The organism is Colwellia sp. BRX10-4 (genome assembly GCF_014077465.1).
In the GTDB taxonomy this organism is placed as follows: Bacteria; Pseudomonadota; Gammaproteobacteria; order Enterobacterales; family Alteromonadaceae; genus Colwellia_A.
Genome location: NZ_JACGVZ010000021.1, coordinates 16730 through 30782, shown reverse-complemented (window position 1 = coordinate 30782; position 14053 = coordinate 16730). Strand labels below are relative to the sequence as shown.

General features: G+C 38.2%; 11 protein-coding genes. 2 read left to right on the top strand and 9 right to left on the bottom strand.

The genetic code is table 11. From position 1 onward, the window contains the following. Positions 1 to 114 precede the first annotated feature (114 nt). Positions 115 to 429 carry an MGMT family protein gene (locus H4J67_RS15120; protein ID WP_182204197.1) on the top strand — a complete coding sequence of 105 codons (315 nt, stop codon included), beginning with the start codon at positions 115 to 117 and terminating at the stop codon, positions 427 to 429. A 142-nt stretch (positions 430 to 571) separates the two neighbouring features. Here H4J67_RS15120 and H4J67_RS15115 read toward each other — a convergent pair whose 3' ends face one another. Further along, positions 572 to 2857 (bottom strand): TonB-dependent receptor, encoded by a 2286-nt coding sequence (locus H4J67_RS15115; protein ID WP_182172944.1) that lies wholly within the window; start codon positions 2855 to 2857, stop codon positions 572 to 574. Positions 2858 to 3243: 386 nt separating this feature from the next. Here H4J67_RS15115 and H4J67_RS15110 point away from each other — a divergent pair, with 386 nt between their 5' ends. Beyond that, positions 3244 to 4929: a M20/M25/M40 family metallo-hydrolase gene (locus H4J67_RS15110; protein ID WP_182172947.1), complete on the top strand. Its 1686-nt coding sequence runs from the start codon at positions 3244 to 3246 to the stop codon at positions 4927 to 4929. Positions 4930 to 4992: 63 nt separating this feature from the next. Here H4J67_RS15110 and H4J67_RS15105 read toward each other — a convergent pair whose 3' ends face one another. From H4J67_RS15105 to H4J67_RS15070, 8 genes are all read right to left on the bottom strand, one after another. Further along, positions 4993 to 6858 (bottom strand): methyl-accepting chemotaxis protein, encoded by a 1866-nt coding sequence (locus H4J67_RS15105; protein ID WP_259368628.1) that lies wholly within the window; start codon positions 6856 to 6858, stop codon positions 4993 to 4995. A gap of 397 nt (positions 6859 to 7255) precedes the next feature. Beyond that, the gene (gene kynA / locus H4J67_RS15100) at positions 7256 to 8119 is read right to left on the bottom strand and encodes a tryptophan 2,3-dioxygenase (protein ID WP_182172953.1); all 864 of its coding nucleotides are present in this window, start codon (positions 8117 to 8119) and stop codon (positions 7256 to 7258) included. Next, positions 8112 to 9548, bottom strand: a complete 1437-nt coding sequence (locus tag H4J67_RS15095; RefSeq protein ID WP_182172956.1) for an NAD(P)/FAD-dependent oxidoreductase — start codon at positions 9546 to 9548, stop codon at positions 8112 to 8114. Before H4J67_RS15095 ends, kynA begins: the two co-directional genes overlap by 8 nt. Continuing rightward, the gene (kynU, locus tag H4J67_RS15090) at positions 9545 to 10831 is read right to left on the bottom strand and encodes a kynureninase (protein ID WP_182172958.1); all 1287 of its coding nucleotides are present in this window, start codon (positions 10829 to 10831) and stop codon (positions 9545 to 9547) included. The genes H4J67_RS15095 and kynU overlap by 4 nt, the downstream gene beginning before the upstream one ends. A gap of 2 nt (positions 10832 to 10833) precedes the next feature. Further along, positions 10834 to 11748 carry a cyclase family protein gene (locus H4J67_RS15085; RefSeq protein WP_182172961.1) on the bottom strand — a complete coding sequence of 305 codons (915 nt, stop codon included), beginning with the start codon at positions 11746 to 11748 and terminating at the stop codon, positions 10834 to 10836. Then, entirely contained in the window at positions 11745 to 12752 is a 1008-nt protein-coding gene (locus H4J67_RS15080) for an amidohydrolase family protein (protein WP_182172964.1), read from the bottom strand. Before H4J67_RS15080 ends, H4J67_RS15085 begins: the two co-directional genes overlap by 4 nt. A 3-nt stretch (positions 12753 to 12755) precedes the next feature. After that, complete coding sequence (locus H4J67_RS15075; protein ID WP_220463243.1) at positions 12756 to 13313, bottom strand: 3-hydroxyanthranilate 3,4-dioxygenase; 558 nt, start codon at positions 13311 to 13313, stop codon at positions 12756 to 12758. 2 nt (positions 13314 to 13315) lie between these two features. Continuing rightward, positions 13316 to 13798 (bottom strand): RidA family protein, encoded by a 483-nt coding sequence (locus H4J67_RS15070; RefSeq protein WP_182172967.1) that lies wholly within the window; start codon positions 13796 to 13798, stop codon positions 13316 to 13318. Positions 13799 to 14053 lie beyond the last annotated feature (255 nt).

Genomic DNA, 14053 nt, shown 5'->3' with positions numbered 1-14053 from the left:
TATTTTAGTAAAAGTTGCTAAGTAGCCTGTTATCGTCTGTTGGCAAGATGCTAAGATAATTTTCAGTATCTTTTTAAACGTAATTAAGCCGTTTTTATGAAATGAGTCGCCACGATGTTAAAAAATAATAAGCGCCCGGTAAACGTTAATTACCCTCGTATTTGGCAAACAGTGCAGTTAATACCTTATGGCAAGGTCGCTTGCTATGGACAGATTGCTGATCTTGCTGGCTTGCCTGGTAAAGCGTTAGGTAAAGTCCCTAATGGTGGTTGGAACGTAAAAAGTGTTCCTTGGCACAGAATTATTAACTCTCAAGGGAAAATATCATTTGCTGTTGAAAGTGAACTTTTCGCCAAACAAAGTGCACTGCTTCAAGAAGAACAAGTGGTGGTTATAGGTAATCGCGTTAAGTTAACAGATTTTCAGTGACAACCCGATTTGGTGGAATTACTTTTTAAACTCACTTATTAAATACCAGAACTTCGCGGCTATTGAGTCTTGTATTTAGGCATTAAAAATAAAAAGGCGACTAGTCATAGTCGCCTTTTATCATTCAAATTAGCCGTTTAGCTTAATAGAAATTAACTTTAAATTCTGCACCAAAAAAGCGCTCTTCATTAACAATAGCGGTATTGTTACTAAAGTCTACAGCGCCTATAGCGATTTGTTCATCCGTTATGTTACGAACAAATAAGGCAACTTCATACTCTTTATCATCACCGTCCCAGGTATAACCGGTACGAGCGCCACCTTCAAATAATGATTTTCCATTAAATTCTTTTGATTCATATAAAAAGAAACTAATGTCATCTCGGTAAGACCAATCCGTGTAAGCATAGAATTCACCGTCTGCAATTTCACGAGAATAACGCAAGGTAAAGTTAAAAATCCACTCAGGTGCATGTGGTAAACTATTACCGTCTACTTCGGCAAATCTATTACCCATATCATCAGTGTAGAAATTATCGGTAATAGTACATGATTTACAAGCAGCAACGGCTAGGTCACTGTCATTGATTTCGGTATTATTATAACTAACACTTGCGGTTAGCCAAAAATTATCGGTTAGCATAAACTCTGAGTCGATTTCAAAACCGTAACCGGTCGTTTCTTCAGCGTTAAGTAAACTCGCCGTATTGCCACCACCACCAACAGACGTTAGCTGCTGATCATCCATGGTAAAATAAAATACCGAGGCATTGATACGACCAAAGCCGTCTAAAATATCAGATTTAATACCGGTTTCTAAAGATAAAATAGTTTCTGAGTCAGCAACAGAAATACCATTTCCAAAGGCGAATAACGAACGCCCTTGAATACTTGGCGCTCTGAAAGTATCAGCAATGCGTGCATATAAGTTTATGTCATCGGTATATTTATGCGTAACACTGATATCCCAGCTAACATGTGAATCACTTGGGTTTACTTCACCTGATACGACATCAGGAAAACCTAACCATGCCAATGGAGACTTCGTTCTTTGGTTACTATAGTCTTTGTCATCATCAGAATAACGTAAGCCCAAGGTTACTGAGGTTTTGTCGTTATAGTCATAATCAAACGAACCAAAAACAGCCCATGCAGTGGTTTCTTGTTCTTGAATAACGTAACCGGTTTGAGCGCCACTGCTAAATAAAGGATCGAAGGCAAAGCTTTCAATGGTTAAATCTTCATTAAAGTAAAAAGCGCCCACTTGGTAATTAAATTGGCCATCAAAGTTGCTTGATAAGCGAATTTCTTGTGTTAGTTGCTCGTGATCTGGAATAGCATCGGCTGTTTCTGAGTCAAGTGCGATAATACCAGGTCCTGAAGGCTCCGCATAAACTGCGCCATAACCACCATCAACATCGGCACGAGAATAAAGCTCTGCGCTTTCATAGCCTGAAATTGACGTTAGGGTATATTCACCTAATTCAAATTCCAATTTTAAACTGCCGCCTTCGGTTTCAACTTGTTGTGTCGCTCTTGATGCCGAATCATGGTAAACAGTATCTCTTTCAAAATTACTAACCAGTTCGTTACTTCCTGGTTTAAACGCATTTGCATAGAAAGCTACCGGCTTGCCATTTAAGTCGCGCATGTGGTAATTAAATAATGCGGTGAAGGCGTCATCTTCATAAAGAAATTGAATACGAGCCGCTTTGTCATTGTAGCCACCTAAAACTTCTTTTTGTTCAAAACCGGGTGCTTGGTTATCTATGTAGTCATCTCGGGTTTGATTAAGTAATGAAACACGAGCAGATAATTTATCAGTTAACCCACCACCAACAGCCGCACGCATATCGGTAGTGTTATTACTGCCGTATGAAAGTGAGCCAAAGCCATCAAAATCTTGTGATGGTTTTACTGATTCAAACTTAATTAAACCGGCAGGGGTGTTACGACCAAATAGTGTTCCTTGTGGACCACGTAATACTTCTACGCGGCCAACATCAAATACGGGGAAACCTTTCAAAATTGGGTTTTCTTGTACAACTTCATCCACTACTAAAGAAACGGGCTGTGATGCGTTTAAATCAAAATCGGAATTACCTAAACCACGCATATAAAAACGTGGAAAAGTACGACCAAAAGAAGATTCAACAGTAAGACTCGGCACGCGGGCATTTAAAAAACGAATGTCCATAGCGGCAGAACTTAACACATTCAGTTTTTCACCTTGGAGCGCACTAATAGCTACAGGGACTTCTTGAACATTCTCTACTCTTTTACGCGCGGTTACTTCAATAATTTCTAAACCAACAACTTTTTCCTCGGCATTTTCTTCCGCTAAAGTTACTGCAGAAAAACCAACTGTTGATGTTAAAACAGCGAGTTTAACCGCTGTAGCCAAAGTGGAATTTTTGAACAAATTCATTAATATTCTCCAAGAGTGCGATGTTTTTTAGGTAAACTAAACTTTATTGTTATTTTGATACCAGTCAGGGTAGCCGAAATTTACACATTTCTAAATAGAAAGTAACTATTTTTATACGTTTTAACATAGTTTACTTTATAGGAAGTTGTTATGTTATTTTTTGCACAATTAAGCTAAGCAGATGCCTTGTTAATTTTTTAAATTAAAATGGTTAATGTAAAGTGAATATAAAGACTGCACTGCTACTTAACCTTATTATTACCTGCTGCTTCTCAGTTAATACCAACGGTCTCTTATTCGATGGAGTTCGTCTTATCTGTCTTTTTAATTATTATTTTTTGTACTAAATTAATCATGACAAAAAATATAATAATTAGGAAACAATAATGAAAAAATTCGTATTATCTTTATTATGCCTCTCTTTATCGACTGCTTATGCAAGTGATGACTTAGATATGGCGAATAAAATAAGGGCAGAAGGTTTTTATAATTCTGAAGTAATGCACACATTAGAGCAATTAACCGATGAAATAGGCCCTCGTTTATCTGGCTCTCCTCAGATGAAGAAAGCTAATAATTGGACTTTAGAGAAGTTAAAGGGGTGGGGATTAAAAAATGCTTATTTAGACCCTTTTGAGTTTGGGCGAGGCTGGTCACATGACTCTGCTTCCATTGATCTATTGAGTCCGCGTGAAGTTTCTTTACACGGTATTCCTGTTGCTTGGACACCGGGCACTGAAGGAGAAGTAACAGGAGATGTTGTTATCTTTGATGCGGCTTCAATAACCGACTTAGCACAATATAAAGGTAAGCTAAAAGGTAAGATCATTATGATGGGCGCGGGTAAAAATATTGAAGCGCCTGAGAACAGTGTCTTCCAACGCTATGACTCCGGAGAGCTTTCTACATTGACAGAATTTGACGTAATGCGAGCGCCAAGTCACTCTCCATGGGTAACTGCTGACCGAAGAGATGGCGCAATGCAGCGTTATAATTTTCAAGCCACGCTCAGTAATTTCTTAAAAGAAGAGCAAGTTGCTGGTGTTATATATCGTAGCTGGCGTCAAGGTGGCTTAATTAACGTTTTTGGTAGTGACCATCGTGTCGGTAAAACCTTTCCAGTACCAGCACTTATTATAGAAGCCGAACATTACAACTTATTATCTCGAATGATAGATAATGGCAAGACACCTAAATTATCGCTCAATATCGATGCGCGTTTTCATGATAACGACCGAAATGCTTATAATACCATTGCAGAAATTCCAGGGAGTGATAAAAACCCTGAAATAGTTATGGTCGGTGGCCACTTAGACTCGTGGCATGCCAGTGATGGTGCTGTTGATAACGGTGCGGGTGTGGCGGTTTCAATGGAAGCTGTTCGTATTTTACAAGCATTAAACTTTAAACCTAAACGTACCATACGTATTGGTTTATGGTCGGGTGAAGAACAAGGGTTATTTGGTTCGGCAGCTTATGTAGATGAACACTTTGCGACCCGTCCTAAACCTACTGATAAGAATGAGCAAGCATTACCCAGTTATTTATGGAAAGATCAAGGTTGGCCGATTGAAACGAAAGCTGATCATGATAAGTTTTCGGTATACTTTAATATGGATAATGGTAGTGGACGTTTCAGAGGTATTTATACTGAAGGTAATGTGGCTGCAAAATCAATATTTGGCTACTGGTTCAGCCCTTATTCAGATTTAAGTACCGGTACTATTACCAATAAAAGTACCGGTGGTACTGATCACGAGTCTTTTGATGATGTAGGGTTACCCGGTTTTCAATTTATTCAAGACAAGTTAGATTATGGCTCTCGTTTGCATCATACCCATATTGATTCGATTGACCATGTTGTAGAAGCTGATCTAAAACAAGCTTCTGTTATTCTTGCTGGATTTTTATATAAAGCGTCCATGGCTGATGAACGCATGCCTCGTAAGCCGATGCCAAGAGATATTTCTAATTTGCAAAAGCAGCAGATGAAATTGAAAGCTGACAAAGCACGTAAAAACCGTGATAAAGAAGGTAATAAAAACTTAGAGATAAACTCAGTAAAAAATTAATCTGATTGAAAATAAACGCACTCCATTGTTGAGTGCGTTTTTATTTATTTTAACTAAGCCCCCCTAAATTTTGAATGTGGCAGATATATATTGTAAAGATGTTGCTAAGTTAGCTTGCTCTCTTGCTGTGGTAGCTATTTGAGTAGCACCAGTCGTTGATTCCATTGATTTTTGCTCGACGCTGACCACATTTTTTGCAACGTCTTGAGTAACCATCGCTTGTTCTTCGACTGCAGCAGCAACTTGTTCTGTCATCGAAAAAATATTACTGACTGATTTGGTAATACCTTCTAGTGTTTTTTCAACATTCTTTGAATTTACGACCGCCTCGTTAGCCATGTTTTGGCTGGTTTCTATTACATTGAATGCGGCATTTGCATCGGTTTGTAGAGCAATGATAAAGTCTTCTATCTCGCTGGTTGATTGTTGTGTACGTTGGGCAAGTGTCCGGACTTCATCAGCTACTACGGCAAATCCTCGGCCTTGCTCTCCTGCTCTTGCTGCCTCAATAGCGGCATTTAGCGCGAGTAAGTTTGTTTGTTCGGCCACTGATTTGATTACGTCAACTACCTTAGTAATATTGCTACTACTTTTATGTAAATTGGTGATCCTCGTCGCTAAATCTGCTATTTCAGCGGCCAACGCTTCAATGGAGTGATAAGACTTTTGCACCACATTCAAACCACTTTGTGCTTGTTCATCCGCTTCTTTTGCCGAATCTGCGGCAAGTTGCGTATTACTCGCCACTTCTTTTACCGTAGCTGATAACTCCTCTATAGCTGTCGCTATTAATGCAATTTCGCCTTGTTGATCCAGCATTGACTGAGAGTTATGCTGACAAGTATGTGATGTTTCCTCTGCAGCCGCGGCTAACGTTGTACTTGATTTTGTTATTTCATCTATAGCACCAGAGAACGTCTCTAATGTTAAATTTAGTGAGAGTGCTATTTGCCCCATTTCACTTTCACAAATATGGCTAGCCCTTATGGTTAAATCATTTTCATTTCTTACTTTTCTCATCACATAGGTGAGGTCAGTGACTTGCATGCTTAATTCTTTAATAATATAGAAGCTTAATAGCAAAGATAAAAGTATAAGTGAAAAGCTAACGATGCAATTAAGGATCATTTTATTAAATGCCTGTTCATTTTTATTTTCTACGAGCTTAAGTAATGAATCAGCTAAGTAATTTTCAATTTCTTTAAAGATAACGATACGTTTGGTTGATTGGTCAAACCAATAGGTTGATTTAATGCCAAATTGCCCTTGGGCTGATTTTTCAATAGCAATACGCCTGAGTTTCAACACCTCTTTGATAACAGGGTTTGACATTTTTTGCACAAAAAACGCACCATTTTTGTCGTTAGTAAAAGAAGTAAAACTTCTCATATAGGTATTTTGTTCAGATATCAGTGTCACCAATTTAACTAACATTCCATCACTAAATTGGTTAGTGCTAAAAGTACTACTTAACACGGCCCTTTCTATACCGGCTCGCTCTTTACCTTGCATAAAATTATAATAGGCAAAAACCTCCTTTGAGACCGTTGAGTCGGAACTCATTTCTGAGATGATAGTGGAAAGACTTAATAAGTTTTTATTAAGTTCAGTGTAATAACTGAGCGCTTTTGATATAGATATTATCTGTTGGTCAACACGACTTCTAATATTGTCGATTTCACTATACTGCTGAACAATTTTATTATTTAGCCGTATTATTTTTTTGTTATTAAATGAGTTGTTGGTCAAGTAATCTACTGTTAAAGCGTTTTGATTATTGACCTCTTGGCGCTGCACGATAAGTTTATCGCGAAACGTTGCTCCTTTAGTGCTTAAAAAGCCGGCAGTCATACCACGTTCTTTTTGCAACTCATGTACTAAATTGCTGTAAACTACTGACAGCTTGGTTAACCGCGTGAGTTTCGACATTTCCTGTGTACTATTAATGCTTTGTAAAATAGCAGTGACACTATAAAAAATGAAGCTAAGTAATGGAATGGAAATTAAGATATATATTTTTTTCTTGAACGAAATGTCTTCGAATTTCACTATTTGATTACCCTGTAGTTAATGCTCCTGCAGGATTACAATAGTGTAAATTTATAATTAATACAATTATTGATAGTCTTCTTTTGAGTTAGAACAAGTATCTTGAGAAATTTTATTGTTTACCTTCAGTCTTATTAAATAAAATAATACTTATTATTTTATTTAATACATTATTTTTATTTATGCAGTACTCATTTGGGTGCTTTTTATAAACAACCATTTTAAATCAATGATATAGATCAATAATTGTTAATTTAAAAAGGTAATGTGAGAATCGTTATAAATGTGTTCTGACTTCAAATAACTCAGGGAAAAAGCTAACATCTAGCGCTTTCTTCAAAAAACTTACCCCAGAAGAACCACCGGTTCCTGCCTTATAACCAATTATTCGTTGCACGGTATACATGTGTTTAAAGCGCCATTGTTGAAAAGAGTCTTCGATGTCGACAAGCTTTTCTGCTAGCTCATATAGCTCAAAAAATTTCTCTGGTTGCTGATAAACCATTAGCCATGCTTTTACCACACTTTCATTACTGTGATAGGCTTGGCTAACATCGCGATTAAGCACACAGTCATCAATGTTAAAACCTGCTTTTACTAATGTGGCAATCACTTCGTCGTATAAGCTGGGACTATTGAGTAATAATGCTAACTCTTGATAGGCTTGATTATCATTTTTATGAACTTTAAGCATATCACTGTTCTTATTGCCTAAGAGAAACTCAAGCTTTCGATATCCGAGTGACTGAAAGCCAGAGGATCGTCCTAATTCATCACGAAACTTTAAGTAATCAACAGGGGTAAGCGTCGATAAAATATTCCATGACTGAGTCAACTGAATGAATATTTGTTTTACCCGCGCGATAACTTTAAAGGCGGGGCCAAAATCATCTGCGCGTAAACACTCCATGGCTTTTGTTAATTCATGGCCAGCAAGTTTAAGCCAGAGTTCGCTACTTTGATGAATAACAATAAACAACATCTCATCATGTTCTTTCGATAACGGTTGCTGAGCCGATAATACTTTATCAAGGTGCAAGTAATCACCATAGGACATATCATCGTTAAAGTCGGTATGAATATCTTCCTCTACTTCACGTTTATTTGTGTCACCATTAAAAGGACAGCCAGAATTAGACATCAAGATTATCCTTGTTCTTAGTTTGTTCTTGAACGAGTTGTAGCAGTTTTTCGTAAACAAAATCGTCTTGCCAACAGTTTTCTATGTCTGGTATTTGCATTATTTTCGCCATCAGTATTTTTTGCTGATCTCCTATGGCTAAGGCTTGAGAATAAGGTAAGTAAGGCGAGAAAGTGACCATGGAATAAAGTGGTACCCAAAGCTCTGGATGAAGCTGATTGAATTTTGCTTCAATTTTCTTTTGTAATAAAAAGTCACTGTTACCAGAAAGCTCACTCATTTCAACAAAATTACGTTTGGCTAACTCAGTAATAGCATCGGCATTAATTTTTCGTTGTTGTTGGTAAGCGGGGAAGATATCGTGCCATTGACCTTTATATTGATCAATAATTTCCCCCAGCTCTCGGCAATCTTCAAAACCACAATTCATCCCTTGGCCATAATAAGGCACCATAGCATGGGCAGCATCACCGATGAGAGCAACCTTGTTATTAATGACCCAAGGGTCGACATTGACTAAAAATAGCGGGCTGGCTTTTTTGGCAATAAAGTCATCAATTGGGTCTGCAAGTATCGGCATAGCGTCGGCAAAATTTTCATCGAAAAAATTAATAACATCGCTGCGTTTATTTAAACTGGTGAATGAATATTCACCTTCCTTTGTACTTTCATAGTTGAGAAATAAAGTGCAAGTAAAAGTACCATCGGGGTTCGGTAGGGCGATAAGCATAAAGTCTTTTCTTGGCCAAATATGTAAGGCTTCCTTTGTCATTTTAAAGCGAGCATCACCACTTTCGTTTTCATTGGCTGGAATGGTTAATTCTATATATGATTGGGGCATAAAAGACTGACTATAGCTAAAGCGAGCTGTTTCTTGAGCAAGGCGACGCACTTTGGAAAAAGCGCCGTCAGCACCAAAAATATAATCGGCGTCAATTTCGACATGACTCTTTTTGTGTCCGGCATTAAAGCTAAAAGAAGCACAACCGGTATTAAAATCAACGTGGGTTAGCCTTTTTTCAAAGTGTAATGTTACACTCGCTTCTTTTTCAGCTAAATTGAGAAGTTGTTCATTAATGCCTGAGCGTGATACCGACCAAATAGCTTGATCGTCTTTACCATAAGCTTGCTCGGTTATTGTGCCATCGATGGCATGCATAATACGTTTTTTCATCGCTATAGCGTCTTGGCGAACTTCATCAGCAATGCCAACGGCTTCAAGCGCTAACCAACCTCTATCTGAAAGTGCAATATTAATCGACTTTCCTTGATAGATATCATGCTGGCGAGAATCTGGGCGAGATTCAAATAAGTTAATATTGTAACCTTTTCTGGCTAATATTATCGCAAGTAGGGCGCCAACAGGGCCTGCTCCTGCAACCGTGATGTTAGTTTCATTAGCGGGTTTAGATAGTGAATTTACGCTCATTGTAAACATTCCTTTAGCAGTCGAACAAAGTGATAAATATCTTGAAATTTATTATAAAGTGGTACCGGTGCAACACGAATAACGTTGGGTTCACGCCAATCGGTGGTCACGCCATTTTCTTCTAAGGCAGTAAACATTGCCTTACCATCGAGACCATCAACATTGATCATTAGCGATAACTGACAACCACGCTCAGCTTCATTACTTGGCGTAATAATACGAATTTTATCACCTAACTCACGACTGATCAGCTCAGTCATGTATTGAGTCAGTTTAATTGATTTTTTACGCAGTTCAATAATACCGCCAGCCATCTTTATGGTGTCTAGAGAACCACGAATAGCGGCTAATGATAGAACGGGTGGATTAGATAATTGCCAGCCTTCGGCTGTAGCAATAGGCTTAAAAGTATTTTCCATTTTAAAGCGGCTTGATTTATCGTGTCCCCACCAGCCAGCAAAGCGGTTTACCTGTGTTTTGTTATTGGTATCGCTACTGTGTTTTTGATGAACAAAACAACCAGCAACTGAGCCAGCACCACTGTTTAAATATTTGTAACTACACCAACAAGCGAAGTCGACTTGCCAATGATGCAAGGCCATTTCGATATTTCCCACGGCATGGGCTAAGTCAAAACCTACCATAATACCTTTTGCATGGGCTTTTTCGGTGATGGTTTTCATATCAAGTACCTGGCCAGTGTAATACTGAACACCGGGTAATAATATCAGGGCTATTTCATCACCTTGTTGTTCAATCATTTGATATAAGTCATCAGTGTTTAATAGCTCTTCACCAGCTCTGGGTCTCCACAACAGCAAGTTGTCATCGACATTTTTTTTGTGGTGTCTAAGCTGAGATTCAACGGCATAATGATCAGAGGGAAAAGCATGGTCTTCAATCAATATTTTTGAGCGTTTTCCTTGTGGTTGATAAAAACTGACCATCATTAGATGCAAGTTTGCCGTTAAGGAATTCATCATCACCACTTCTTCATTTTTTGCGCCAACCAATAAGGCCGATTGCTCAGTTAAAAACTCGTGGTAGGGCAGCCACGGGTGCTCCCCTTCAAAATGTCCTTTTACGCCTCTTTGTCCCCAAGAGTCGAGTAGTTCAATAACATATTCGCGGGCAAGTTTTGGCTGTAAACCTAGCGAGTTACCCGTAAAATAATACTCATCTTCTCCATTCGCTTGTTTGGGAATAGCAAACTGCTTACGCATTTTTGCTAATGGATCGTTTTTGTCAAGTTGTTGAGCATAGGCTAAGCTATTGTCTATCATTGTTATTTACTCACTTGTTTAGCACCGATCTTGTTAGTTGTAAATATTACCGGGCGACTCGGCGCCGCATCATTATGAAAAGCAGGTGTTTGAATATTAATAAAATAAAAGCCATCGACAATTTTATTATCAATAAAAGCCATTTCGGTAATTGTTTTGTTAGTTAAACTGGCATTATTTATTTGGTGACAGCCTTCTTCAATTTGCCAAAAAAGATGATGGCAAGTCATTACCCCCTCATCATGCAAACGGTCAATTGAGGGCAAATCTACCACTAAGTGTTCTACACCGCGTTCATTTAAATATAAGATAGCTTCGCGGCTAAAAAATGCGGGTTGGTTTTCACGACTATAAGCTTGTTGGCACTTACTTTTAACATTAGGTAAAGTACGAATTACCAAAGCCTGTAGTTGTTCATTGGTATAATGACTACAGGCTTTTTTGAGTAATGTTCGACTAATAATGGCATCGTGTGGGTAAAAGTCAGGGGTATAATGTTCATCACTTTTTAGGGCAAGTTCAGGTGTGATTGAAATGATGGCGCAGGGTATTAACACCGGTATATTCAATTGCGCTAGGGTTAACGGATAATTTTCTGTCTGCTTAGTTATTATCTCAGTATCACTGACTATATCGGTCTTTATCGCAGAGTGACAAATATGGGCAATTGACTCGGTATGCGTACCGTTACAATGCGGATTAATTGTTAATTCATTTACATTGCAACTGCCACCTTGTCGGGTATCTCCAATAAAGTTTTCTGCTTGCATAGGGGTGGCTGATGCGGCACTGGCAGAGAAATGATTGGGTTGTTGATTTGCCTGATTAAAGTTAACCGCAATAGCTAATGACCATGATTTTTCAAGATTTATTTGATAGTGAGTCCCTTTAAGTTCTATGTTTATCTTTAAACTCATACAAATTGCTCCTTTGATAAGCCTAGCCATTTAAGTGCTGAACCATGCAGTAACTTTTCTTTAATGTTATCGTTAAATTGACTGTTTTCTATCAGTTTACCGGGTGCTAATTCCCCCAGCGGAAACGGATAATCACTACCGAGAGCAATATTGTCTGCCCCCATTAAGTCGACAATATATTTCAAAGATAATTCATCATGAACTAATGAATCAAGATAAATTTGTGGCAGAAAATCTCTTGGGTTTATCGGACAGTCAATGGAACACAAGTCAGGGCGAACATTAAAACCGTGTTCAATACGACCAATAGTTGATGGAAATGAACCACCACCATGAGCAAAGGCTATTTTTAGTTTAGGTAAACGTTGTAGGACGCCGCCAAAGATCATCGAGCATATCGCTAAGCTTGATTCTGCAGGCATACCAACGAGCCATGGTAACCAATATTTAGGCATTTTTTCTTTCGCCATCATGTCCCATGGGTGAACAAAAACTGCTGCACCTAAGTCTTGCGCAGCCTCAAAAATAGGGAATAACTCTTTTTGGTCTAAATTCCATTCATTAATATGAGAACCAATTTGAATGCCCGACAAACCAATTTTCATGCAACGTTCAAGTTCTTTTATTGCAAGGTCTGGCGATTGCATAGGTAAAGTCCCTAACCCTACAAAACGCTTAGGGTAGTCGTTAACAATGCCAGCAATGTGATCATTCAAATACATCGATAAATCTAGAGTATCTTTCGGTTTTGCCCAGTAGTTAAACATCACAGGAACCGTTGAAAGTACTTGTACGTCTACGTGGTGCTTTTTACAGTCGTCAAGTCGAACTTTAGGGTCCCAACAATTATGGTCTATTTCACGAAAAAACTTTTCATCAACCATCATTCGGGCACAGCCACATTTATGATGGTCTAAACTAACAAAACCACCGTAACCGTATTTTTCACGTAAATTAGGCCAGGTCTTCGGTAATATATGCGTGTGAATATCTATCTTTAGCATAACTTATCCCTTCGTCACTGTTATGCCACATTGCTGACAAGTGCAATTGTCAGGTGTGTCATAAAAACGGCTGAATACTTTAGGTAAGTCTGTTTCTATATTGTCGAGATAAAAAGCTTCTGTGTAGAGTTGTTTTTTGCAGTCGGGACAAAACCAATAAAGTGCATCTTTTTGATTATTTGCTCGCTTTTGTTCAACCACTAAACCTACGCTGTTTTCAAAGCGTTGTGGGGAATGCAACATTTTTGGTGGTAGTAAGAATATCTCGCCAGCGTTAATTTTTATATCTTGAAAATTTTTGGGATCATGATGGTCATTCTTTTTAACCGAACCATCAATAACTGAAAGCACCATTTCGCCCTCAATTTGATAAAATAATTCAGGGGTTACGTTATAGTGATAATCGTTACGATTATTAGGGCCACCGACAATCATCACAATAAAATTGTCTTGTTCAAAAATTTGTTTATTACAAACTGGAGGTTTAAGTAAATGGTGATGTTCATCAATCCAAGCATGTAAATTAAAAGGCATAGCGATGCTGTTTTTTAACGTTGACATAACTATTCCCCCGTCGTTTTAGTCTGAGGCTTTTTATGTTGATTCAACGCAGCGATACATTTAAGTTCAATGGCAATGGGCGTTGGTAATTTGTTAATTTCAACTGTGGTTCGACAAGGTTGGTTATCGGCAAAGTATTCTGCGTAAATACGATTGTAGGTGGTGAAGTCGTCATCCATGTTGGTTAAAAATACGGTGACATCAACCAAGTCCATCCAGTTTGCATTTGACGCTTCAAGAATTAAGCGAATATTGGTGAATACACTATGACATTGCGCTTCAATATCGTAACTTTTAATTTTACCTTGCTCGTCAAGTACAACTCCAGGGATATCTTTGCAACCGGCTTTTCTTGGGCCAACACCAGAAAGAAATAATAAATCGCCTACTTGTCGGGCGTGAGGGTATAAACCTACCGGTTTTGGGGCTTGTTCCGCGTTGATTATTTTCGGGTTCAAAGACGTTTTAATTTTAACATCGCTCATAAGGGATCCTGATGTAATTAATATATTTTTAGGGTTATAAGTGTAAACAAAAATCAATCAAAGACCTTTGTTCTTTATTTATTTCAATAGCATGTAGACTTGAGTATGACTGAGTAGGGAATGTCGAAATCACCGTCCTCTCCTAAAGAACTCCACAGGAAAACAGGTTAAATAAGCGTCCATTTGCAGCCTAATACGCTGGCAAATATTGCTCCTGAAGATTTAAATTTATGACAAATTTGGTTCATTGTTTAA